This window comes from Serratia sp. SM04 (assembly GCF_040280225.1).
Lineage (GTDB): Bacteria > Pseudomonadota > Gammaproteobacteria > Enterobacterales > Enterobacteriaceae > Serratia > Serratia sarumanii.
In genome coordinates this window covers 537487-562531 of sequence record NZ_JBEOQT010000001.1, presented here as the reverse complement: position 1 = coordinate 562531, position 25045 = coordinate 537487, and the positions used below count along the sequence as shown (strand labels likewise).

Here is a 25045-nt window from a genome sequence, read left to right as displayed (position 1 = left end):
TATTCGCTGATTAAATAGCTTCCCGAAATAAATTAAATAAACATATATTAATCAAAAAGCCATTCACTTAAAAAATAAAACAATAAAAACCCATGCATTCACAAATGAAATTATTTATTTTCTTTGCCGCCTATTATGTTCCAATGCTTTAATAAAGCGTCATAATAGAAATCGCCAACATCTAAGACGCAGGAAAGGAAAATGAAAAAAAGGAAGTTTCTTAGTCAGGTTGAAATTGAGCAACTGATAGCCGCTGTGCATGAAGGAAAAAATAGCATTCGAGATCGTTGTTTACTATTAATGTGCTTTATTCACGGCTTGCGGGTTAGCGAACTGCGTGCATTGCGCCTTCAGGATATTGACCTTACCTCCAATAGGATCCATATATCCCGGTTGAAAAACGGGTTTTCCGTTCAGCACCCCATTCAACCGCGAGAACGGCAGGCGCTGTTAAACTGGCTGGCCCAACGGGCGAACTATCCTGACGCTGAAGCGCCATGGCTATTCCTGTCGCGCCACGGTGGGCAGATATCACGTCAGCAGCTCTATCGGTTGATGAGAATGTATGGCGAGATGGCCGGCATTAGCGTTCAGGTCCATCCTCACATGTTGCGACATTCCTGCGGTTACGCCCTTGCGGATAAAGGGATCGATACGCGTTTGATTCAGGATTATTTAGGGCACAAAAATATCCAGAATACGGTGATTTACACCGCGACCAACGTTGAGCGATTCCGCACGATCAACATTTAACCTCACGACGAAAATAATTACGCAGCCCCGTCCTCCGTTAAACAACACATCGAGTGCAATGCAATATTCAGATGGGAGAGGCAGCCCGGCACGTCATCAACGGCTTACTCAGCAATATTTTTACGCCGAGCTGCTTTTCATGCATCAGCGCCAGGGATAGGCCACACTGGGTAAGCTTTTAACGGCAAGCCTGCCGATAAATCATAGCCCATACCGTTTCATTAAAGGTTAGGTGCCTTTTGACCATTTCCCCCCCCAATTGCCGCGCAATATTGGCGTGCAGAGAAAACAGTTCGCTGTCATTCTTCACCTGCAGTTTACGCATGGCGCTGCATTTATGCGCGCTGATCGTCTTGATGCTGCGCCGTTGCAACTCGGCGATTTGCCGCAGGCTCATTCCGTTGAACAAAAAGGCCAAGACGTCGCTCTCACAGCGGGTCAACTTTCGCGTTGCCGCCTCCTCTCCGCTAACGGAGGGCGCCAGAAAAGCGCCTATCTGCGGGCTCAACACGCGTTCCCCAAGCAGCACGCGATTAAAAAACTCCGCCACCAGCGGTAAAGCGTCATCTCTGGCTACGATGCTGATATTGGGCTGGTTCAACAGACGCCCCACCTCTTCTGCATTCTGGCAACGGGTATAGACGATCACCCGCAATTCGGGCAACTGCGTGCACAAGGCAAGCAACGTTTCCCTGCCCTGAGCGACCGTTTCATCTTCACCATCCATCTCGCTAATCAGCACGTCAGCCTGCTGATAGACCACGCTATCCGCCACCGCGCGGACGCTGGTTTCCTTTACGACGACTTTTGCCTGGGTTGGCAGCGTTTTTAAAAAACTCGCCAACCCCTCCAGCGTTAATGGGCATCTGTCCATTAATGCTATGTTCAGCGGCTGCTGACGCCATGAATGCATAATCTGCTCCTATGCTTGCTTACCCCAGAGGCATCGCACGCTTGCCTAGCGAACAAAAGACGAACCTTGCGCAGCCATCCATTTCCCCTGAAGATACAATTCCCCATCGCTGTGAAATCCCAACTTCAACATCGCATTGCGTTTATGCGTGCTGACGGTGCGAATATCACGGCACATCGTTAACGCCACGCTGGTCACGCTTTTGCCGGAAAACAACTGGGTCAGCACATCCAGTTCCTTCGCCGTCAGAGGCTTGTCGGCTGTCGCCTCATGCAATTGACGCTGACGCACCCGATGGCTGAAACTGCTGCAGCCCGCCAAGACCTGTTGGACGCAATGAGTCAACGCAATGGCCGGCTCTTGCTTCAACATCAGGCCGCGGATGCCGGATGCGATCAGTTGCCGCAGCAGCCTGGGCTCATCCAATGCCGTACAAATAATTATCGCGGTGTCCGGCGAGCTTTCACGCACATCGGCAATCAGCCTGAAGCCGTCCAATACCAATTCTGATTTGCCGCACAAATCCATCACCAGTAAACGATGCGTGTGCTGAGTGAATAAGGCTCTCAGCGCCACCAGGTTCGTCACCTGTCGAACGTTGTCGGGCTGTAGACCGCAGGACTCAATCAATCGGTTTCTCATCCCCAACGCCGTGAGGGGGCAAGGTTCCATGATAGCCACGGCCCCCGTCGCCGCATTGCCGGCCGCCAAGGTTGTTCCATAGGGATAATTAATATTCATATCATCACCTTAAATCTGTCGTTAACCTTCCATCTAGGGCAGCCCTTTGTCTACTGATAGACGAAAGTGACCTGCAGAGCCCCTTCTATCGAACCGGGCGTTGAACCGCCATTGACGCTGAATGCCCGCGCCCGCAAATTGAATTTGGCTTCATTCGTCGCCCGATTAACTAACTGGGCCATACTCTTGCCATTGCCCAGGTTTGCCCCCTGGCTATTTTGCAATTCAATTTGCACTCGGCGAGAACTGCCGGTGCTTTTGTACAAGCTGGCACCTTCATCCGCAGCCGTTCCGCTGAAGGTCGCGACGACCGACGTGGTGGTGCTTGGGCAGTTTTTTAGCGTCAAAGGGAACTCCACCCACGGGCTAAAGGCACCGGAAGTCGCCAGTACGGCGGCAGAAATATCGTCCCCCAGATTGACCGAAACCGTGCCGTTCGCGCCGTCGATTTCACAGGGTGCCGCTTTGATGTTGCCGGTAATCACTATTTTTGATACGGCATGCGCCGACGGCATCGCCAGGAGAAACAGGCCCGCCAGCGCCAATTTGCAGCCAATACCGCTAAAAACCTTCCCCATAATCTGCTCCTTCTCGTTAAACGCCGGGCCCCCGGCGTGCTACCGTTGAAATATCCGTTATTGAATTTCTGCCTGAATGGTCGCCGTTGCATTGAACTGCCCCACGGCAGGAGGTTGGCCGGTGGTGTTGATCGGATATACGCTGATCCGTGAGCTACCACTCTGGTTGGGATATTGGAAGTTATCGATCGGCAAGCGCCCGCTCTGAGGCCGAATAACATTGCCCTGCATATCCTTAATCATCACGCCAATGTCGCGATTGCTGGTCTTCAGAGCCTCGGGCATGCTGCCGTCCGCCTCACCGCGAAATGACAGGCTGACCTTGACGCCGGCGGAAATATTGCGGCAAGCCAGCGTCAGCGTTCTCTCTTCTGGCGTGACGCCGGACGCCATCGCCCCCTTGATTTGAATATTCGACGTCAAGATATCGCCAAAATCGATCGTGACCGTTTGCGGACTGATTTCACAGCTCTGCGGCACGGTGACGGTGCCGCTCATGGAGATAGTGGAGACCGGCACATCGCTTTTCACCCCGCTCACCACGGAGACGTAGGTGTCTACCAGGCGGGTGCTGGGGATTGTGGTCACGCCAACGAAAGGGCGGCGGAAATACAGGTGAATTCGCCCGCGAGCACCGCTGTTGTAGGGCGTGCTGGCACAGGATTCGTCATCACCATCCATATCGGTCTTAAAGTTAGACTCATTGGTGAACGGTGCGGCAATAAACGCGTTGCGATACCCCGCAACGAAAACTTCGCTGGCCACGCCCAGGTATTCATTCAACGCGTAATACGTTAATCCCCCGCTGCTGAATACCGGCTCGCTCAGCAGCATTTTGGCGGTAACATAAGACGCCGTACGCGTCTGACATTCGCACTTCACCCGATAAGAACCGGGCAAATTCCAGTTGCCGCCGTCAGCATTCTTAATAATCCGCCCCACCACGTTTTGCGACGGGTCGGTTAAAACCGGGGAAAAAAGGAATGAAAACCCATGGGTTCCCGAAATAGGAACACACTGCCCGAAAGCCGCCTGCACCTGTGGTGCACCCAACGTTGCGCACGCCAATAGCCCACCGACGATGATCCCTCGTTGAATCGATATTCCTGTCGCCATCATATGCACCTTATAAACACTGTCCGTTAACGAGGCGAATCCCACCGCTCTCGGGCTGATTAGCCAATTGATAGTTGGCCTGACATTGCTGAGCCGCGTCATTGCCCCACTTAACCCGCAACCGCCCGCTATCCGCCAGGCCAGCCAGATAAACCTGGCCGCCATCACCGACGATGGCTGCATTGTCAGAGGGGCTGTTGAGAGTGCTGACGGTGGCGCCGAACGGCACCGGAGCGCCGCTGCGCGTCAGCAAGGTCAGCAACACGCGGGCACCGACGTCCGGATTAAAGCGGGCGCGCACCACGGCGCCGCGAGTTGGGATCACCGTTTGGCTACTCAGCGTCATGTCGACGTCCTCTGCGAAAGATTCACCGTCCAATCCGACGATGTTGCGCCGGTAAGGCGTCAGGTAAGGCACAACCGCATAGCCGCGCCAGTCGGTGCTGACTCCGGTCTGGTTCAGGACATTCACCCCTGAAGCACCAGGCGCTTGCACCAACGCCACCGTATCGCCCAGCGGTTGGGAAAGCGTGATGCCGTTTTGGTGCACCAGAACGCCGCCCTGCACGCCGTAGTTCACCTGCCGGCGATGGCGATCGTAGCCGTACCCCAGGTTCAACTCGGCGAGAGAGCCTTTATAATCCGCCTGAATATTGCCGTTCGCCCCCACATCCCTGCCGGTATAGCCCTGGCTGATGCTGTAGTTCAGGTTGTTTCCCGGCAACGCCGTACCGCTCAACCCAAGGTTGTTGCTGGTGGCACCATTGCGACTGGCGTTCATACTGTAGGTGGCGTAGCTGCCCGGCAGCCATTTGCTGAGCGGTACGCTGACGTTGAAAGCCACGATATGGTCACGAATACTGCTGCGATTGCCGTTACTGTCATAACCGTTCTGGTTGAACGTGTAATTCAGCCCGTAACTGACCGCTTCCCAGCTGTTGTTGTAGCTGAGGCTGACAGACTGCGAACGGCGATTGTTATCCCAGTAGTCTTCGTTAAACAGGCTGAGCGACAGCGTTCCTCCCCGCTCCCACAGGCTTTGGCTCATCGTCAGCTCGGCGCGGCTCTTCTTGTGATCGCTATAGACGGCGCTGTTGCCGCCATAGCTCTCCAGCGCCTCCTGCAGGCTATAAAAGCCGCGCGTGGAGTAGCGGTAACTGGCCAAACTAAAGTTGGTGCCGGTTTCAATGAAGTTTTTACCGTAACGCAGACGCCATGATTGCCCCTGTTCCTTCGGCCGGGTTTCCTGCTTGGTCCAGGCTTGGGTGACATCGGCAGACAGCGCGCCTACCGCCCCCATGTTCTGCCCCCATCCCAGCGCCAAAGACTGATATTTACTGGCCGCCTGCACGCCGCCATACAACGTGGCCCCCCAAGGCAAACCGTAGATCCCGGTTGCCTGGCTGAACGGGCGTTCATCAACGCCGCCGCTGTATGACCGGTATTTCCCGCTGGTCAGGCTGTATTTAAACCGCCCTTCGCGCTGCAATACCGGCACCACGGCGTACGGCACCACAAAATGCTGCTCCTGCCCGTCTGCCTCACGCACGTTTACATTCAGGTCGCCGCTGCCACCCGTGGGATACAGATCGGAAATTTCAAACGCCCCCGGCGGCACATAGCTTTGATAAATCACGTAGCCGTTTTGCCGGATTATGATTTGCGCATTCGTGCGTGCGATCCCGCGCACTACCGGCGAGTACCCTTTCATGCTGTCCGGCAGGATATCGTCCTCAGAGGCCAACTGCCCGCCGCGGAACTGCACGCTATCGAACACATCGCTGGATGTTGTGCTGTCACCCAGGGTCAGGCGGCTTTGCAACGCAACGATATCGCGCTGCAGGTAGGTATTGATTGAGCGCCAGGAAGAAGAACCACCGGAGTAATGATTCCAGATCGAATAGTTACGCAGGCGCCAGGCGCCCCAGTTGATGCCCGAGCGCAGATTGAGGTAATAGTTATTGTTGTTTTGCCGTTCGCTGGCGCGCATCTGGCTATTGGCGCCGCTGAAATTGTAATTGACCAACAGCGCCGGTATGCCGGAATCCCATTTATCCGGGGAAACGTAGTCGCGCGCATTCAAGCGCAGTGCCGCCTGCGGGATGCTCAAATTCAGCCTCAACTGATTGAACAGGAATGTCGAAGAGGCTTGTGGAATGGCCTGCGCCAAATTGACGCAACTCTCCCCAGGCACCATCGCCGGAAACATGGCAACCCTCACGCCCAATTCAGCTAATTTTTCAGTGCTGAAACAAGGTTGCAGCGTTTGTTTACCGCCGGCCCCTGGCATAAGCCGGAACTCGACGTCGAGGCTGTCTATCTGTTCGCCGTTCAGGTAAAGATCGACCCGATAGTTCCCGGGCGCCTGGCTGCTGTTCTCCTCAAATACGGAGAGATCGGCGCCGCGCAGCGCCGGATTATCGATTTCCAGCAACGCCGGGTTGAAATAATCGCGCGCATAAGCCGTGCCGATCGGGCTCAGCAGCGCCACCTGGCAAGATATCAGGCCGGCAAGAACCGATCGCGCCCCTGGTAAACCAATGCAATTCGGGTTATTCATCCTTTTAACTCCCTGTCCCGATTGGCTCGGCCCGACGAAAAGCCAGGTAAGCCGAACACCTGCTCCAGCGTTATTCCGGAGCAAAAAACACGTACCGCAGCCCGGTTATAATGTGCTGGTGAAGGTCTGGCCGGTGCCGCCATAGTCATTGATGATTTGCCAGCTCAGACCGCCTCCTGCGCCATTCGCCGTCGGCAACGGGAAACTGGCGCTTGCCTGCGGTGCTACCATGGTGTTGCCGGTAATGGCGCGGCCATTCAGCTTCAAATTGAAAAAGGTGAGGTAGTAGGGTGAAGGGTTGGTCACCTGCAGACGATCGCCACTGCGCCGCCACGTCACTTTACCGGCCGCCTCCTCCAGATTGCCGGTGAGCCCCTGCGGGCGGTAAATCAACTTGATACGGGTCTTGATGGCGATTTGCAGGGTATTTTCTTTCTTTTCCACCGAGGGGATCGCCTTCACATTCAGCCAATACAGCGACTCTCTGTCCGTCGGTAAATTGCCGCCCGCACGTACCACGCGCAGCAGGTTATTTTGGCCGCCATCCAAGCGAAATAGCGGCGGTGTAATGATAAAAGGCGCTTTCGCGCTATCGCCTTCTTGCGCATCAACCCAGGATTGGATCAGATAAGGCATCGCATCCGGATTACTGATATTCAGAGCAGACTCTTTTTTGCCGCCGTCGTAGATCAGGCGCGTTCCCCCCACTACTACACCGGCCCGTACCGGAGTCCAAAGCGTCATCAGCAACGCCGCCGTCAGCACAAAGTATCCCGCTTTCATTCTCTTTCTTCCCGTTTCCATCACCGATGAATAAGAGCCAGAGAACACGCTCTCTGGCTCATTTTTCTAACTGTTCCGCCGCCGTAACGGCATGGCCTTACTGATAAACGATGGTGAAGTTGGCCGTAGCGTTGGCGCTACCGACGGAAACGTTGTCATAAGCGAAATAGCGCGCAACAAAGCCCAGAACGTTGTCTTTGTTCTCGGCCAAGGTATAGACGCGGGAATCGTTGCCGATATTTAACACGTTGCTGCCGTCGTCCAGCAGTTGCACGCCAATGCCGCCCGCGACCCCGGCGGTGCCGGCGCCGGTCAGTTGCAGCAGCCCGGACTGCCCCTGCACCTGAGTGCCGTCAAAACGCACGGTGGCGCCGGTGACGGTGGCCGGGCAATTTTTCAGCACCAGATTGAACGCCTTGGCGCCGGCGGTTTTGGACAGGGTGAACGCATCTTTGGCGATCTTGCCCAGAGCGACCTGCTTGTTTTTGGAATCCGCATCGACGGTGCAAGACTGATCGGTGATGGTGCCAGTAATATTCAGCGCGCCGTCGGCGGCAAATGCAGAAGTGGTAAATGCGGACGCGGTCAATATAGCTACAGCCAACAGATTCTTTTTCATCCTACTTTCCTTAAAATTATGCAAAATGTGCATGGGTTTATTTCCGACATATCCTTAATGTCATTCCTTTTATTTAGTTCCATGAATGGGAAACGTCTTAAGCCAAGTTGATTGATGGATTCTGGCTTATTCACCCAAACGATTCATTTTGAACTAAAGTGACTCCTTTGGACTTTTAAACCAATAAACAGACATTTGTCGGAATTTAAAACCAACCAATTGATGAATAACTGATAAATCAGACTAAAAAACCGAGGTGATAACGCAGTGATTTAAACTCGTGGGGTTTTGAGTAGGATTTTACTTAGATTGCCAGGGATGACACGGCATGCACAAAAAACACAACGCATTGTTTTTAAATGATATTTATCTTTATCCTGGAAAGAAGGCATGGGAATATTGACATTGTTTTTACGCGTCCTTACAGTATGTTTCAGTTTAGTTCAAAGTGACTCCTTAACGTTATTAACTTAAATCACACTTACCAAATTTCCTTGAAGCGCTGCGCATTGCTGGCGGTATAAATCACCGTATTCTGGATATTTCGGTGCCCGAGGTAATCCTGAATTAAACGGGTGTCGACACCGCGATCCGCCAATGCAAATCCGCAGCCATGCCGCAGCATGTGCGGGTGCGCATTGACCTCCAACTTAGCCACCTTGCTGTAATGCCGAATCAACCCGTAAATACGTTGACGCGACAGGCGGCCGCCGCGATTGGAAAGAAACAGCCACTCCTGATCGGCCCAGCGGTGCCGCTGACGTTTATCCAACCAGCGCCGCAAACATTGTCTTTCGCGCAGATAAAGCGGATGCACGGTGGAAAAACCATTTTTCAACCGATGCACATAGATATTACCGCCTTCCAGATCGATATCCGACAAACGCCATCCCCCTATTTCACTGGCGCGGCACCCATGAATAAAACACATATAAATCAAACAATAATCGCGTTCTGGATTCTTTCCATGCAGCGTGACCTCAAGCAGTCTCTCCACTTCAGAAGGCGTCAGATGTTTACGATTAGACATACAACCTCATTACTTTGATAGGAAAAATGTGGCTGTCATTTTCCTTTTACATCACCACAATGGACACTCAGGGCAGCCCCTGACATATGGATAGGTTCCTGCATCCAGCGCGGAGTATAGCGGATTTGCCGAATGCGAACAGCGCGACAACCGTTATTCTCGCGGCCATCAATCGCCCCTGAGAATCGCTATCGTGAATAATCTGCGCAGCTTTCCGGCCGTATCATAAATAATGAGGCCGCACTGCCCCTATTTTCTTTAGCTTGCATTATCACTTACAAGCGCGATGTAGAGTGAGATTGATAAATTAACCGGCAAAACAAAGAATATTCCTAAAAAATATCGCCACATAATTAACACTCATCATTCATAACGCCGCCAAGGGTTGAATAAAAAAACGCCATCACTGGCTCATATTAACCTGACGGATAAGCATTAATATTTATGGATATCGATAACTGAGTGAAGCAGGATGCGAAAAGGATGAAATGGACGTTACAACAGACGAAAAACCCAGGCCAGACCCTAGCAAGCGATCGCCTGGGGGGATGAAATTATTGACGGGTTATCAGGTGGCACAATTCGCCGAGGGTCAATTCAGGATGCTCGATAAGCATTTCCGCAGTGAGCGTAATGCCGAATTCTCGCCGAACCAACAACATCAGCTCCATATAATCCAGGCTGTCCAACCCAAGCTGCTGTAGCGGCATGTCTGCCGACAGCAGCGTTCTCTCCAGCCCTCGGGCTTCATGCAACATGCCGCAAATCGTCTCATATAACCGATGATATTTTTCCATGCGTTCTACCGTTATTCATAGTGATTGCCAAATACCAGCGCCGCATTGGCGCCGCCGAAACCGAAACTGAGGCTCATGACATTACGCAGACGACCATGCCGATGTCCTTCGCGAATATAATCGAGATCGCATGCGGGATCGGTTTCGTGCAAATGGCAGGTTGCCGGCATCATTTGCTGCTGTAACGCTTGCAGGCAGACGATCGCCTCAAAGCTGCCGGATGCACCAAGCAGGTGCCCGGTATAAGATTTCGTGCTGGAAATCGGTGTGCGATAGGCATCACGCCCCAGCGCCGCCTTGATCGCCTCGGTTTCGTTCACGTCGTTTTGCAACGTAGACGTGCCATGCGCATTGATATAGTCGATTTCATGGCTGCCGAGCCCCGCCTGCTCCAAGGCCCGTCGTAGGGTTTTCACCTTGGCCTGAGGATCCTTCGACGGCGCGGTAAGATCAAAAGCGTCTGAAAAGTTGCCGTATCCTTTGATTTCGCCCAAAATCGTCGCACCGCGCGCTAAAGCCGCTTCCCGTTCCTCAAGGCATAATACGGCGGCCCCTTCCGCCAGGACGAAACCGTTGCGTTCCCGGCTAAACGGGCAACTGGCTTTGGTGATATCCTTTTGCTCCCGGCTCAACAAACGCAACGCATCCATATTCCAGATCGCGCCGTTGCCGCGCAGCGACTCCGAGGCACCGGCCAGCATCATTGAAGCGCGGCCGCTGCGTATCACCTCAAACGCATCGCCAATCGCGATGCCGCCGGTCGCGCAGGCCGCCGCCGGCGAGCCTTGATAGCCCCGTAGCAACCAATGCTGGCCGCATATGGCGGTCGCGATATTGGGCATCGCGTGAAAACAGCCAAACAGCTGCCCCAATCCGGATTGCAGATAGTCCGCATTGTTTTGCATGATCTCATCCTGGCCGCCCCAGCCGCTGCCGATAATCGCTCCGCACTCCAACGACGAATAAAAGTGCGCGGGCCCAACAAAACTGGATGAAAACGCCATTTCGATCGCCTCCGCGGCGGCGGCAAGCGCCAGTCTGGCGAATCTGGGCAAGCGGCGGCTTACCCGCGCGGCAACGCCCTCCAGCGGCGGTTCGGCCTCCAGCAAAGCAAAAAAGCGCGCGTGGATCCCCGCCGCCGATTTATCGTGATAACGATAGGCCAGACGGCTAGCCATGATAGCCTGCCAGCTTTGCTGCGCGTTGCCCCCCAGCGCGGTGACGGCACCGTAACCGGTAACCACTACGCGTCTTGTTTTCTCCATGCTTATTCTCCTTGCCCGGATGCGAAAGCCTCGTTGCCGCCCAGCGCCAGCCAGAGTTGCATCGTGGCGTTCAGATAGCGGAATTGCAGTGCCGACAGCGAATTCTCGCTGGCCAACACCGCCTCTTGCGCATCCAGCAGCGTTTGCAGCGCAACGGAACCAGCCTGATATTGATGTCGCGCCAACGCCACGGCTTGTCGGCTCATCGCCAGATGCCACCGCTGATTGCCGATTTGCCGCTGTGCTTCCAGGCGTTGTCGCATGGCGTTGTCCACATCGGCCAGCGCACGGTAGACCGCATCGCGAAATTGAATCTCCGCCCGCTGCGCCTGCAACGCCGCTTTGTCGCTGGACAAGCGCATCTTGCGCCATTCGATAAACGGCAGCGTCAACGTGGCGCCCAGCGAGCGCGAAGGTTCACTGAACCACTGGCGGAAAAGTCCGCTGCCGGCATCCAACCCGGCCTCCAGGCTCAGCGCCGGATAAAAACTCAATCTTGCCGCCTCGGCACCGGCCAGCGCCGCTCTCAGACGGCGTTCTGCTGCCTGAACATCCGGCCGGCGCGCAATCACCCACGCCGGCTGACGCTGCGCGACAGCCACCTCGTCAAGCGGCAACGAACGCCGTTCGCTATAGCGCAGCAGCGGCGATCGCCCGAACAACAGTGCCAACGAGTTACGCGCATCTTCCCGCTGCCGCCCCAGCTCATGCAGCTGATTCTCTCGCGCCAACAAGCTTTGCTCCGCCTGCAACAGCTCGAATCGGCCAACGTCGCCGGCGGTGTGACGTGCCGCCACCAGCCGCAAAGTTTCACGCGCGATCGCCAGCGCCTGTTGCTGATGGAGGACTTGCTGATTCAAGTCGGCAATCTGCCAGTACCCGCGCGCGGTAGCACCGATCAAGGTCAACGCGGTATTGCGCCGATCCAACTCCGAGGCGACGGCCAGCCATTCGGCCTGTTCGCGAATGCGCGCCAGCTTGCCCCATAAATCCAGTTCATAGCTCAGAGAAAGCCCTGCACGGTAGCTTTCCTGCGGCGTAGACGCGCCCCGCAACGCTCGGGTATTGCGGCCGCTCAGGCTGGCGGTGAAATCCGGCGTCAAGTTGCCCTCCGTTAATCCGGCCTCCAACATGGCCTCGCGCCACTGCAATCCGGCCAGCGCCAAATCCTGATTCGCGATCAGCACGCCATCGATCAGCGAGGAGAGTTGCGGATCATTGAAGTTTTCCCACCAGGCGACGCCCGCCCGCAGCGAACCGGAACGCTCATCGACCACGCGCCACTGCTGCGGCAGCGACGGCGGCGCCGTGGCGTCGATCGGCCGCCCTCCGCAGGCGCTCAGCGACAGCATCACCAGCCCGTAAACCCAAAGTCGGCTCATTCTCGCGCCAGCGCCTCCACCGGCTGCAGGCGCGCGGCGGTGCGAGCCGGAAAGAACCCGAACCCGACACCGATCAACGCCGAAAATCCGCAGGCCAGCAGCAACGGCGGCCAGGTAAAGATCATCGTCACCTGCGGCGCCAATCCGCTCAGAACCCCTTTGACCAGCGCGGCGCAGGCGATCCCCAACACGCCTCCCAAGCTGCAGATCACCACCGCCTCAATCAAAAACTGCCGCATAATGTCCTTCTCGGCGGCGCCCACCGCCATTCGAATACCGATCTCATGGGTCCGTTCCGTCACCGAGACCAGCATGATGTTCATCACCCCCACACCGCCCACCAGCAGCGAGATGGCGGCAATCGCGGTAATCAACAGTTGCATGGAGCCTGAGGCGCGCTGAATGGATTGCGTCAGCTGATCGTCGGTCAACGTGAAGAAATCACGCCGCCCGTGTTCTACGATCAAACGCCGGGTCGCATCCCGTCCTGCCTCTTCCAGCGTCAGTTTTTCATTCACTCGCATCACAATGGATTCCAGCGGCATATCGCCGGCGATGCGGCCGGTGAGGGAGGTATAGGGCAGCCAGGCAAGCGGCTGAGAGCCGGCGTATTGAGCGCCGCGGCGCTGCGCGACGCCGATCACCCGATAAGGCACGCCCGCGATCAGCACTACCGCGCCCAACGGATCTTGCCGGGAAGCAAACAGCGCCTGTTTCAGCAAGGGATCAATCACCGCTACCGGTGCGCGCTCACTCAGATCCTGCGCGGTAAACAGGCCGCCGGAAAGCAGGCGAATGCCCTGCGTGCGGAAATACCCTTCGCCGACGCCCATCACGGCAAGCGGCACCTGTTTGCCTTCGCGAACGGCCAGCAGTTGGGTGCCGATCACCGGCGAGACGCTGTCGACGTAAGGCAGCGCCGCCAATAATGCGGCATCCCGCTCGCTCAGCGAGCGCGCAAGGTCGGGCCGCGGTTTCTCCCACCCGAGGCCTGGGCGAATCTCCAGCGTGCTGGTGCCAAGCTGGCTGATTTCCTTGAGAATATTACGCCGCGTGCCTTCTCCGATGGCGATGGCGGAGACCACCGCCGCAATGCCGATAATGATGCCGAGCATCGATAGCAATGCCCGGACCCGGTGCCCCAGCAATGCCCGCCAGGCCATGCCGACGGCCTCTTTCAACGCCGCGCCCGGCGCCATGCGTTTCAGCGGCGCCGCCAGCGGTCGTTCGAACGTAGAAAGATGTCGGGTGGCTTCATGGCGACGATCCGCCACGATCTCGCAGTCGCCGATCTCAATGATCCGCCGCGCCTGTTCGGCGATCCGCCGGTCGTGTGTCACGATGACGACGGTATGCCCGATAGCGTTCAGCTCGTGCAAAATGGTCATTAACGCCTGACCGCTGGCGCTATCCAGCGCACCTGTCGGTTCGTCGGCCAAAATAATTTCCGCGCCGTTCATCAGGGCGCGAGCAATACTGACCCGCTGCTGTTGCCCACCGGAAAGCTGCGCCGGGCGATGACCGCCGCGCTGCGCCAACCCGAGCCGGGCCAGCAAATGCGCTGCCCGCAGGCGGCGTTCGGCGGCCGGCATGGCGGTATACAACGCCGGGATCGCCACATTCTCACCGGCGGTCAGATAGGGTATCAGGTGATAGCGCTGGAAGATAAAGCCGATATGCCGGCTGCGAAGCTGCGCCAGGCGATCGGCGTCGGCTTGCCCAATAGCCACCCCGTTGATGTGCACGTCGCCCTGAGAAGGTTTGTCCAGACAGCCGATGATGTTCATCAACGTCGATTTCCCGGAACCGGAGGCGCCGACGATAGCGACCATTTCCCCCCGTTGAATGCTCAGGGAAATGCGCTTGAGGACCGCAATTTTCTGCTCCCCCGCCTGAAACTCGCGCGAGACGTTATCCAACGCAATGATGGGAGCGGTGTTAACTGACATCAGCGCCCTCCTCCACATCAGGCTGTTGCTCCAGCAGCACCTGCTCTCCTGCGTTCAGCCCTTCCAACACTTCGGCATAGCGGCGATCGCGGGTACCGATACGCACGCGGCGCACCACCGTTTGCCCGCCTTCCAGCACCTTGACCTGATAGCTTCCTTCATCCAATGCCGCGCCCAGCGCAGCCATCGGTACCCGCACCACCCCCTGTGCGCGTTCGGTCATGATGAATACCTGCGCCGTCATCGAGGTGCGCAATCGACGCTCGCCGTTGGCGACGGCAAACACGCCGTTGTAATACACCGCCGCCGTTTGCTGGCTTGAATTCCTGCCCAGCGGGTCGGTTTCCAGCGCCTCCGCCGGCGCCTGCTGTATCGCGCCCATCGCTCCCTCATAGCGGCGGCGGGGATCGGCGGCGACGTAAAACCACAGCGGCTGCCCCGTCTTCACCTGCAAGATGTCATTTTCCGATATGCGGGTATGCACCATCATCGTATCCACGTCTGCCATCACCAAAATGGTCGGCGCGCTTTGCGACGAGACGATGGTTTGCCCTTCCTGGGTGACGATGCCCAGCACCTCGCCGTCGATAGGGGCGGTAATACGGGTAAAAGCCAGATTGGCCCTGGCGGTTTCCTGCGCCACTTCGGCCTGGACGATCTGCGACTCGTTCACTTTCAACTGCGCCAGTTGCGCGTCGTGCTGCGCCTGCGCTTTTTCCAAATCGCTGGCCACGCCGGCGCGGTCTCGCGCCAGCGCTCTTTGCCGCTTCAGCTCCAGCTGGTACTGCTTCAGCTGCGCCTGGCTCGCCAGTTTCTGCGCCTGCGCGCTGCGTAATTCGGCCTGTGACTTGCGCAGCTCGTTAAGCTGCAGCGTCGGATCGATCTCAGCCAACAGCTGCCCCTGGATCACCCTGTCACCCTGTTTGACATACAGTTTTTTCAACTGCCCGTTGACCTGCGCGCCCACGTTCACCTGCCGAAGCGGTTTCAGAATCCCGGTCGCCAACACGCTTTTTTCGATGTCCCCGCGCTCGACGCGCGCCGTTTGCGGTGGTTGCGTGTCAGGGGGCCGATTCAGCAACGACAGCCCGCCAAGCAACGCCGCCAAAACGACCATCGCCAACGCCACTCGCCGCCAGCGTCTCTTTCCGGGCACCTCACTCCACCTCTGCACAATCATTCATCCTGGCGTCGTCGGTGGATTCAGGCACCAGCCGCCCCTGCGACATGCGCAAGACCCGATCGAATAACGGCAACAACCGCGGATTATGGGTGACCGTCACCAGGGTTTTACGGTTTTCACGGCAATGCGCCACCAGGGCCGACATCACCGCCGCCGCGGTCTTTTCATCCAGATTCGCCGTCGGTTCGTCCAGCACCAACACCGGGCAACGGCTGTACATGGCGCGCGCCAGCAACAGACGCTGCCGCTGCCCCAGCGACAGCCCGGCATGGCTCTCCCGCACCAGGGCATTCACGCCCCCCGGCAGCTGCGCCACCGCGTCCGTCAGCCCCAAACTGCGCAACGCCTGTTCCACCTGCCGTTGCTGGCCCGGCGCAGACGGCGCGAACAGCGTGATGTTCTGCAACACCGAGGCGTTGAACAGAATGTCCTCCTGGCTTTGCAGGAAGAACAGCCGCTGCGCGGCGGCACTTGCCAGTACGCGCCCATCCAGCGTCAGCTCCCCCTGCTGCGGCGTCAGCAGGCAGGCGAGCACCTTCAGCAACGTGCTCTTACCCGCGCCGGAACCGCCGCAAATGGCGATGCACTCGCCACGCTCCAGCGTCAGCGACAAATCGCGCAACACCGGTTGACCGGCGTCGTAAGCGAAGGCCACACTCCGATACGCCAACCGCGCGTCAAAATGGCTCACGCTTTCGTCCGCAGACTGGGCCCGAGCGGATACCGCAGGAAACAGATCCCGCGCGCGTTCATCGATGACGTGCAGCTGGTTTTTCTGCAAAACGGCAAAAAAGATCTTGCTGCTGTACGAAGTAAAGATTTCGCGCAAAAAGCTGTAGGCGAAGAATGCCCCCAGACTGAGTTCGCCCTCCTTGAGCAGCGGCAACGCCAGCAGCATGAACAACACCATCTCCAGACTGCCGATCAGCTGGTAAATGCTGCCTTTTATCTGTTCATAGATCTTTTGCTGCTGCAGGCAATTGAACAGCGAGCGGGCATGTTCGGCGAACCCTTCCTGCCGCTGGCCAGCCAGGCCGGCTGATTTGATGGTCGAAAACCCCTGGATGGTTTCCAGGATGAAGTCATTTTGCACCGCGCCTCGCACCTGCAGCTGCTGGGTGTAATGCCGATCGCGGTAGATGGCCCATACGCTGACCGCCCCCATCAGCAGCACGCCGACAACCGGCACCAGCGCCAGCATCGGGCTCAGGTAGCACATCACCGCCAACGCGATGGCGCCGATGATCCAATCGGTGCGCAGGCCGTTGTCCAGTTCGATTTTCTGGCCGGCGGCCATCTGCCAGCTGGTGAAACGGCTGAAGATCTCGCCGGGGGCGCGCTTGCTGAAGAAATTGAGTGAGTTTTCCAGCAGGCGAGAAAAACCGGCGGCGCCGTGCAACAACACGAAATTTTTGATGAAGCGTTCGGTGAGGGTGCGCGCAATCAGCGCCAACGCCGTGGACGCCACAAACGCCAGCAGATAATAGGCGTAGGGGAACGCGACCTCGCCGGCCATGGCGAACACCTGATTGATCGCGCTGGCGACCATCATCGGCATGATGAACAGCGTCAGTGAGATAAAAAACGTCATCGCCGCCAGGCGATAGATGCCGGCGATGCCGGCGGTATCCTTCAGGCTTAAGCTGGCGAAAGCGCTGCGGCGGCCGCTGCGCCGGGCCGGGACGGTGGCCGGCAAATCATCGCGATCCAGCACCAACGCATAACCGCTGATTTCCGCTTTCAGGGCGGCGTACGGCAGCAGCTGCTGCCCCAACGCCGGGTTCATTACGCACACGTATCCCCCCTGGCGATACGCCAATAACACATAGTGGCCCGCGCCGTAATGCAAAATGGCCGGTAACGGCAGCGCCGCCAGATCCCGGTGCTCGAACGCCACCGGATAAGCCGGTAGCGCCAGCTCTCCCAAAATGGCGCACAGCGTCGCCAGCGAAGTGCCGTGCTGCGAAGCGGGATAACGCTCCCGCAGCTCCGTCAACGGTGCGCGAATGCCCTGAGTTTCCGCCAGCATGGCGATGCAGGCCAGCCCGCACTCATTGATTTCGCTCTGCAAGACCGGCGTAGGAAGGGTGTTTTCCATACGTTGTGATATCCCTGACTTATTCGTTAATAAAAAATAAAGAGTGCGAATGCCATAGCAGCCAATCATCCGCATGCCGCCGGAGGGTTCGCTCGACGATCGCCGGCATGACGCGGCCGACCCGATCTGCGGCGACAGGTTCTTCAATGTGAATGCGGATGCCGCGATCGAAATAAAGCGAATAGAACACCACCTGAGCCCGCAACGCCCGGGACAGCCGAACGATGCCGCTGTGCAAATGCGCCGGCCGGCCGAACAGATGGCAGGCCAATTTAGCCGCCACATCCTGATTGCTGTGCAGGGTGTAATCCGGCGTGATATCGGGGAAAAGGATGATGTTGCGCCGATGTTCCGCCGCTTCCAGCATTGCCTGCGACAAGGTGCCGGCGATGTGCCGCGGATCGTCGTGAATCGAGCAATAGTCGAGCCGCTGCCGCCATTCGTCTTCCGGCGATCGCCGCGCAAACGCCTGCACATCGCCGGAAACGATCACCGTGGCCCGCCCGGGATAAACGCCCGCGCCGACCAGCGTCGCCAACACGTCGGAGACCGTATGCATCGGCGCCAGCAGCACCGGCACGCCCGCGCGATGCAGCGGTTCCACGACCTGATCAAGCTTCGCGGAACAGTGCGCCAAATGGCTCATCAACGCCGCATTGCGGGCAGAGACCGCCGCCATGTCCAGCCACTGCCGCCGCTGCATCAGCCAGGCGAAGTCCAGCTTGCCTTCACCCAACAGGCTTTGGCGGTTCGCCAGCGCTACCGCATGCCGGTGGCGAAAGCGGCGCTGCGGCCTGCTTCCCCTCAACCGCCGGCGCACCGCCAGCCACAGGCGATAGTCCACGCGCCGCAGCAGGGCACACGTCAGGCGGTTGCCCATCCCGGCACCGGCAGCCGATAAGCGGGCCATCGCGTCCAGGCCGTTGCGCCAGGCCAAATACCCCCGAACCGCGAGCAGGCGCATCAGGGGGCCAGCGGTTTATCGTGCTGCAACAGCGACAGCAGCTGCCGGCTGAAAGCGGAAAACTCGCGATCTTGCAGCGCCAGCCATTTGCGATTGACGATAAAACTGGGGGTCGCGTTGATCTGGTAATAGCGGCTCACCGCCGTCATATGCGCCAACAACGCCTTGACCCGCTCTGACTCTCTGGCCTGCCGATAGGCAGCCTCATCGATACCGTTGGCCGTCAGCCAGGCGCTGAGCTGCTTGTCGTCCGCCAGGTTGAGGTTTTCTTTGATAATGGCGCGATAAGCGGCGGGGCGATGCTGTGCTTCGATCCCCATGATCGTCAGCGTGGCGAACAGGGGCGCAAAGGCCGCCATGCCGGCTTGACTGTCGTCGCTGAGGTGCAAGCGCACCAATTTGGCGCCCGCCGGCAAACGTTTTTCCAGCTCTGCCACGCCGCTTTCGTTGACTTCACAATAGTGGCAGGCGTAAGAGAAGACTTCGACAATGGTATTATCGTCTTGCAACGGGCTTTGTTCGATTTTTTCCGGGGAGATAAAACTCAGGCTTTCCGCCTCCGCCGGTTGCATGACGTAATGTTGAAAATAAAATGCGGTCAAAAAAGAAGAGGCAAAAATAATAACGAGCGTGTAGCCGATAAAAAGCAAGGGACGTTTATACATAACGGACGCATCCTGCGCATATATTAATATTCACCCGGCAGAGTGAATACATGAAAAAGAGTTAATGCCGTAAATAATGAGAACGTAAGACGACTTTTTCGCCGGTATCAGGCGGGACAGCGCGAACGCTGCCCGCCTGCCCACCGCTAATCTAAATGCAGGGGGTCAACCCGCATCAGCTTGGCGTGGTTGGGTTAGACGGGCAGCTTGCTACCGGCGCCGGGTAATAAGACTTCTGTACGCCACCGAATTTGTTCGCACAGGTTTTCACCAGCTGGCAGGTGCGGTTGTTGCCGCTGCCCACCCAGGCAAATTCCTTGGTACAAACAAAAGTACCGCCGACGATGTTTTCCGCTTCTGACAGATTGATTTTTTTCATTACAATATCCTTATTTATATTAAAACATAAACACACTACCCATTACCCTGTCGGCAGACAGAGCAATCCTTCAATACGTTTCAAAACTATTTAACCAATAACAATGAGAGCGCTTCGGGAAAAAGCATAGCCATCCCAAACGAGCAGATCAATACAATTATTTACACTACAAGTTAAAGTTAATCGAATAAGTAACACTCGATTACAGGACTATTCCAATTTAAATAAGACTAAAAACAAGAAAAGTAGACTAAAACCGGTTACACCAAGAAAAATAAAAAAGGATAATTCTCAGTAAAATGAAAAAACAAATAAGAAAAATTCAGATCCGACCAGCTGGTGACGACGTGCGACACGCTGAAAAGATTGCTTCCTGGCGCGCCGGATTTACACTGGGACAAAAGGACTCTCACTCTACAGGATGCCCATGCTCGCCACCCACGAATACGCCAACGACCTGATTCTGTTCGCCCTGATCGTCGACTGCGGCTCGTTCAGCAAGGCCGCGGAGAGCGCCGGCATCACCAGCTCGGTGGTCAGTAAACGCATCGGGCGGCTGGAAAAATCGCTGGGCGCCCGTCTGCTGTACCGCACCACGCGCAGCCTGACGCTGACCGAAAGCGGCCAGGCGCTCTACCAGCAGGCCAAAGAGATCGGCGCCAAAGTGCAGGAGGCGCTGTACGCCGTCAGCGAAAAGAGCGAAGAGTTGACCGGCACCATTCGCATGTCGGTGCCGACCATTTCGGGCGAGCTGCTGCTGAGCGAGAGCGTGGCGGAATTTTGCGCTCTGCATCCCAGCCTGAAAGTCGAGATGCGGCTGGAAAACCGCTTTGCCGATCTGGTGGAAGAAGGCATCGATCTGGCGATCCGCACCGGCACCATGCCGGATTCAAGCCTGATTGCCCGGCCGATCTTCGATTCCCGCTGGGTGATCGTCTGCTCGCCGGGGTATTTGGAAAGCCACCCGGAACCGCGCTGCGCCGAAGACCTGCTCGGCCACAACTGTCTGACCTACACCTATCAGGAGAGCGGCACCGCCAACTGGCTGATGAAGCGGCCGGGGCGCAACGACATCTACGAGCTGCAGGTTAACGGCAACCTGTCGGCCAACAATGCGCGGGCGATCCGCAAAGCGGTGATCGGCGGCCACGGCATCGCCATGGTGCCACGCTGCATGGTGTATGAAGATTTGCAGGACGGCAAACTGACGGAGATCCTGGCCGGCCACTGCGGCAAGGTATTGGGCATTTACGCCGTCTATCCTTACACCCGCAATCTGCCGTTAAAAACCCGTCTGCTGATCGAGCATATCATCGGTTCCTACCAAAATATCAGCCACTATTTTTGAATTTTCCTCGCTGATTATTTCCCCGCGGCCGCAAAAGGCCGCGGAGATTACGGCATTTTTGGACATAATCTATTGAACATTACCGCTTAATTAATGTGAGCCCACGCATTCATCACACAATAATACTTTCTATCAATCTGATTTTTAAGCAGTTAATTCACCCCCTTCTACCGGCCAATTTTCCACCGCCGGCGCCGTTCGTCGATGTTAAAAAAATACCGCATGGCATCGTCGTCGACGTTGTGATTAGAATGAAAATGTTGCGCTAATTAACCTTTCAGCTACATATCTCTGCCCATAAAAATAATAACCCTGAGGATCTTATGCCCCTGTTTTTCAGTATTGCGCCCATCGTCCTGCTGATTTGGATGATGACCAAAAGGAATGGCGTGCCCTCTTATCTCGCCCTGCCGCTGACGGCCGCCGTGGTCTACGCCGTACAGCTCCTGTGGTTCGATGCCTCGCTGCGGCTGCTGCATGCCAATATCATCACCGCGCTGGTATCGACGCTGACGCCGATCACCATCATCGCCGGCGCCATCCTGCTCAACAAACTGATGCAGGTAAGCGGCGCGGAGAACGTAGTGCGCCGCTGGCTGGAAACCATCAGCCCCAATCCCGTGGCCCAGCTGATGATTATCGGCTGGGCGTTCGCCTTTATGATTGAGGGCGCCAGCGGCTTCGGCACCCCGGCCGCCATCGCTGCGCCGATTCTGGTCGGGCTGGGCTTCAACCCGCTGCGCGTCGCCCTGCTGACACTGGTGATGAACTCGGTGCCGGTCTCCTTCGGCGCCGTGGGCACCCCCACCTGGTTCGGCTTTGCCAACCTCGGCCTGTCGGACGCCAGCCTGCTGGAGATCGGCCGGCAGACCGCGCTGATCCATTTTGTCGCCGGCTTCGTCATTCCTCTGCTGGCGCTGCGCTTTATCGTTTCCTGGCAGGATATCCGCCGCAACCTGCCGTTTATCCTGCTCAGCGTGCTGAGCTGCACCCTGCCCTATCTGCTGCTGGCTCAGGTGAACTATGAATTCCCGGCGCTGGTCGGCGGCGCCATCGGCCTGGCGCTGTCGGTGCTGCTGGCGCGCGGCGGCATCGGCCTCGCCCGCAGCGGCAAACCGCAGAGCGCCGGGCAGGCGGTGCCGTTCATGCAGGTGGTCAAGGCCATGACCCCAACCCTGCTGCTGATTGCTATCCTGATAGTGACGCGCGTCCACCAGCTGGGCCTTAAAGCCTTGCTCAACAACACCGCGCTGCTGTGGCAGGAAAACCTCGGCTGGCTCGGGGAGCTGCGCATCAGCCGGGCGCTGATCGTCGAACTGCAGCAGGTGCTGGGCACCTCAGCCGCCGCCGGCTACAAAACGCTGTATGTCCCGGCGCTGATCCCGTTCCTGCTGGTGGTACTGCTGTGCATTCCGCTGTTCCGTCTGAATGGCGGCCAGGTGCGGCAAATGTTCAGCGAAACCGGCGGGCGTATCACGCGGCCCTTTATCGCCCTGTTCGGCGCGCTGGTGATGGTCAATCTAATGATGCAGGGCGGCGACAACGCGCCGGTGATCCTGATCGGTAAAGCGCTGGCGGCGCTGACCGGCGAGAGCTGGCTGCTGTTCTCTTCGTTCCTCGGCGCGCTGGGATCGTTCTTCTCCGGTTCCAATACCGTTTCGAACCTGACGTTCGGCGGCATTCAGCAATCGATCGCCCAGAGCAGCGGCCTTGACGTCAACCTGACGCTGGCCTTGCAGTCCGTCGGCGGCGCCATGGGCAACATGGTGTGCCTGAACAACATTATCGCCGTCTGTTCGATCCTCGGGATCGGCAACGCCGAAGGCAAAATCATCAGAAAGACCGTACTGCCGATGCTGGCGTACGGCGGGATTGCGGCCGGTATGGCGGCGATCCTCACGCTCTGACTGACCACTCGTTATCGCAAGCAAGACAAGAAGGTAAACACTATGATCATCTCCGCGTCAACCGACTACCGGGCCGCCGCCCAGGCCAAACTGCCGCCGTTTCTGTTTCACTACATCGACGGCGGGGCCTACGCGGAGCATACGCTGAAGCGCAATACCGCGGATCTGGCCGATATTGCCCTGCGCCAGCGCGTGCTGCGCAATATGTCCGAACTCAGCCTGCATACCACGCTGTTCGGCGAGCAGCTGGCGATGCCGGTGGCGCTGGGGCCGGTGGGGCTGACCGGCATGTACGCCCGCCGCGGCGAAGTACAGGCCGCGCGCGCCGCGGCTAAAAAAGGCATTCCGTTCACGCTGTCCACCGTGTCGGTCTGCCCGATCGAAGAGGTGGCGCCGGCGATCGATCGGCCGATGTGGTTCCAGCTCTACGTGCTGAAAGATCGCGGCTTTATGCGCAATGCGCTGGAGCGCGCCAAGGCCGCCGGCGTGAAAACGCTGGTGTTCACCGTCGACATGCCGGTGCCCGGCGCCCGTTATCGCGATGCCCACTCGGGGATGAGCGGCCCTAATGCCGCCCTGCGCCGCGTGCTGCAGGCGTTTGCGCATCCGCAGTGGGCCTGGGATGTCGGCCTGCTCGGCAAGCCGCACGATCTGGGCAACGTCTCGGCCTACCGCGGCAAACCGACCAGCCTGGAAGACTACATCGGCTGGCTGGGCGCCAACTTCGATCCGTCGATTTCCTGGAAAGATCTGGAGTGGATCCGTGAATTCTGGGACGGCCCGATGATCATCAAAGGCATTCTCGATCCGGAAGACGCCAAAGACGCGGTGCGCTTCGGCGCCGACGGCATCATCGTCTCCAACCACGGCGGCCGCCAGCTGGACGGCGTGCTGTCGACCGCGCGCGCCATGCCGGCGATCGCCGACGCGGTGAAAGGCGACATTACCCTGCTGGCCGACTCCGGCATCCGCAGCGGCCTGGACGTGGTGCGCATGATCGCGCTGGGCGCCGACAGCGTGCTGCTGGGGCGCGCCTTCGTCTATGCGCTGGCGGCGGCCGGTGAAGCCGGGGTGGCTAACTTGCTGGATCTGATCGACAAGGAAATGCGCGTCGCCATGACGCTCACCGGCGCGAAAACCATTGCGGAAATCAACGCCGGATCGCTGGTCAGAAACGCCTGAATCAAAGCGGCTGCACGCCTTCCGGGTAGGCGTTATAGCTCATCTTGCTGATGAAGGCCCCGGCCGGTGACACCAACACCCGGCCGGCGGCGTCCAGCCCAAGGAAGGTGCCGGTGCAGCGCCCGGAAATAAAGTCGAAGAAGAACACCGAGCACACCGGGATGATCTTTTCCCGGAAGGTGAACAGGAACATCTCGTCCTCAAACTTGTAGTAGGTGGCGTAGTCCATGTCGCCGTGACCGAATTGTTCGCCGCGCAGGTTTTGCCAGGCGTAGCGCTCGGTGTTGACATAGAAATGTTCGTAATAGTGGTTGGGGCTGTAGACGTTCAGCGTGCGATAGCCGATAAGCTCGCGGGTCAGATGCGGCGCGACGCCACCCGGCGTGGCGCCGACAATCCGGCCGACGTAGAAGCTTTGCTTGAGGCGGGACCCCTTTTCCACCGCCTGTTCCGGCAACAGCGTGCTGCGCACCAGCAGCGCCCGGCCGCTGTCACGATTGAGTACCAGCGTCAGGCACTCGTTGCCCGGCGACTGCAGCGGAATATTGAAGAAATAGCGCGCAGCGGAGGTTTGCACCTCTTCGTAAGCGTCCTCGCCGCTCTCCCCGCCCCAGGCCCACAGCACCCGCTGCCGATCGGCGCTGAAGCGCAGCGTGATTTCCCCGCTGCTTTCAAAAGCGATCTGCAGCGTTTTGCCGCGCCAATCCTGAGTGCCCGGCAGCCGGTTAGTGTCGATACCGCGCGCAAAATCGTCGTAATTCTTCCAGTCCGGTTCGGCATTCTGATTCAGTACGGATTGTTCTGCTGACATCTTCGCTCTCCTTGATTGAATG

Annotated in this window: 22 protein-coding genes; 4 read left to right on the top strand and 18 right to left on the bottom strand. The window is 57.7% G+C overall.

From position 1 onward, the window contains the following. Window positions 1-201 precede the first annotated feature (201 nt). On the top strand, window positions 202-753 hold the full coding sequence (locus tag ABTW55_RS02550; RefSeq protein WP_049194775.1) for a tyrosine-type DNA invertase: 552 nt from the start codon (window positions 202-204) through the stop codon (window positions 751-753). Window positions 754-931: 178 nt separating this feature from the next. Here the strand turns inward: ABTW55_RS02550 and ABTW55_RS02545 are convergent, their stop codons facing one another. From ABTW55_RS02545 to ABTW55_RS02465, 17 genes are all read right to left on the bottom strand, one after another. Then, complete coding sequence (locus tag ABTW55_RS02545) at window positions 932-1666, bottom strand: response regulator transcription factor (RefSeq protein WP_080431169.1); 735 nt, start codon at window positions 1664-1666, stop codon at window positions 932-934. A 45-nt stretch (window positions 1667-1711) separates the two neighbouring features. Then, entirely contained in the window at window positions 1712-2407 is a 696-nt protein-coding gene (locus tag ABTW55_RS02540; RefSeq protein ID WP_033649483.1) for a response regulator transcription factor, read from the bottom strand. A 50-nt stretch (window positions 2408-2457) separates the two neighbouring features. After that, window positions 2458-2985, bottom strand: coding sequence for a fimbrial protein (locus tag ABTW55_RS02535; protein WP_033649482.1), 528 nt, complete (start codon window positions 2983-2985; stop codon window positions 2458-2460). A 57-nt stretch (window positions 2986-3042) separates the two neighbouring features. Continuing rightward, entirely contained in the window at window positions 3043-4101 is a 1059-nt protein-coding gene (locus ABTW55_RS02530) for a fimbrial protein (RefSeq protein WP_230199965.1), read from the bottom strand. A 10-nt stretch (window positions 4102-4111) separates the two neighbouring features. Beyond that, window positions 4112-6661: a fimbria/pilus outer membrane usher protein gene (locus tag ABTW55_RS02525; RefSeq protein WP_033649481.1), complete on the bottom strand. Its 2550-nt coding sequence runs from the start codon at window positions 6659-6661 to the stop codon at window positions 4112-4114. A 105-nt stretch (window positions 6662-6766) separates the two neighbouring features. After that, entirely contained in the window at window positions 6767-7444 is a 678-nt protein-coding gene (locus tag ABTW55_RS02520) for a molecular chaperone (protein ID WP_033635793.1), read from the bottom strand. A gap of 97 nt (window positions 7445-7541) precedes the next feature. Beyond that, on the bottom strand, window positions 7542-8063 hold the full coding sequence (locus ABTW55_RS02515; protein WP_033635794.1) for a fimbrial protein: 522 nt from the start codon (window positions 8061-8063) through the stop codon (window positions 7542-7544). Between the two features lie 481 nt (window positions 8064-8544). Beyond that, window positions 8545-9093, bottom strand: a complete 549-nt coding sequence (locus ABTW55_RS02510; protein WP_033635795.1) for a tyrosine-type DNA invertase — start codon at window positions 9091-9093, stop codon at window positions 8545-8547. A gap of 554 nt (window positions 9094-9647) precedes the next feature. After that, the gene (locus tag ABTW55_RS02505) at window positions 9648-9890 is read right to left on the bottom strand and encodes an acyl carrier protein (RefSeq protein ID WP_033649480.1); all 243 of its coding nucleotides are present in this window, start codon (window positions 9888-9890) and stop codon (window positions 9648-9650) included. An 11-nt stretch (window positions 9891-9901) separates the two neighbouring features. Further along, on the bottom strand, window positions 9902-11155 hold the full coding sequence (locus ABTW55_RS02500; protein ID WP_033654091.1) for a beta-ketoacyl-[acyl-carrier-protein] synthase family protein: 1254 nt from the start codon (window positions 11153-11155) through the stop codon (window positions 9902-9904). Between the two features lie 2 nt (window positions 11156-11157). Continuing rightward, window positions 11158-12537, bottom strand: a complete 1380-nt coding sequence (locus ABTW55_RS02495; protein ID WP_060422153.1) for an efflux transporter outer membrane subunit — start codon at window positions 12535-12537, stop codon at window positions 11158-11160. Beyond that, on the bottom strand, window positions 12534-14486 hold the full coding sequence (locus ABTW55_RS02490) for an ABC transporter permease (RefSeq protein ID WP_060422151.1): 1953 nt from the start codon (window positions 14484-14486) through the stop codon (window positions 12534-12536). Before ABTW55_RS02490 ends, ABTW55_RS02495 begins: the two co-directional genes overlap by 4 nt. After that, a complete protein-coding gene (locus tag ABTW55_RS02485) occupies window positions 14476-15603 on the bottom strand; it encodes an efflux RND transporter periplasmic adaptor subunit (RefSeq protein WP_060422148.1) in 1128 nt (375 codons plus the stop codon). Before ABTW55_RS02485 ends, ABTW55_RS02490 begins: the two co-directional genes overlap by 11 nt. 40 nt (window positions 15604-15643) lie before the next feature. Beyond that, a complete protein-coding gene (locus tag ABTW55_RS02480) occupies window positions 15644-17767 on the bottom strand; it encodes a peptidase domain-containing ABC transporter (RefSeq protein WP_060422145.1) in 2124 nt (707 codons plus the stop codon). A gap of 19 nt (window positions 17768-17786) precedes the next feature. Continuing rightward, a complete protein-coding gene (locus ABTW55_RS02475) occupies window positions 17787-18731 on the bottom strand; it encodes a hypothetical protein (protein ID WP_060422143.1) in 945 nt (314 codons plus the stop codon). Then, complete coding sequence (locus ABTW55_RS02470; RefSeq protein ID WP_033649473.1) at window positions 18731-19396, bottom strand: DsbA family protein; 666 nt, start codon at window positions 19394-19396, stop codon at window positions 18731-18733. The genes ABTW55_RS02475 and ABTW55_RS02470 overlap by 1 nt, the downstream gene beginning before the upstream one ends. Before the next feature lie 175 nt (window positions 19397-19571). Then, window positions 19572-19775: a DUF4762 family protein gene (locus ABTW55_RS02465; RefSeq protein WP_033635804.1), complete on the bottom strand. Its 204-nt coding sequence runs from the start codon at window positions 19773-19775 to the stop codon at window positions 19572-19574. A gap of 427 nt (window positions 19776-20202) precedes the next feature. Between ABTW55_RS02465 and ABTW55_RS02460 the strand changes: the two genes are divergently transcribed. From ABTW55_RS02460 to lldD, 3 genes are all read left to right on the top strand, one after another. Next, window positions 20203-21123 carry a LysR family transcriptional regulator gene (locus ABTW55_RS02460; RefSeq protein ID WP_033654085.1) on the top strand — a complete coding sequence of 307 codons (921 nt, stop codon included), beginning with the start codon at window positions 20203-20205 and terminating at the stop codon, window positions 21121-21123. 323 nt (window positions 21124-21446) lie between these two features. Then, window positions 21447-23030, top strand: a complete 1584-nt coding sequence (locus ABTW55_RS02455; protein WP_060388384.1) for an L-lactate permease — start codon at window positions 21447-21449, stop codon at window positions 23028-23030. 42 nt (window positions 23031-23072) lie between these two features. Further along, window positions 23073-24212, top strand: a complete 1140-nt coding sequence (gene lldD, locus ABTW55_RS02450) for an FMN-dependent L-lactate dehydrogenase LldD (RefSeq protein ID WP_033654083.1) — start codon at window positions 23073-23075, stop codon at window positions 24210-24212. A gap of 1 nt (window position 24213) precedes the next feature. Here the strand turns inward: lldD and ABTW55_RS02445 are convergent, their stop codons facing one another. Then, window positions 24214-25023: a MoaF C-terminal domain-containing protein gene (locus ABTW55_RS02445; protein WP_060422140.1), complete on the bottom strand. Its 810-nt coding sequence runs from the start codon at window positions 25021-25023 to the stop codon at window positions 24214-24216. Window positions 25024-25045: the final 22 nt, after the last annotated feature.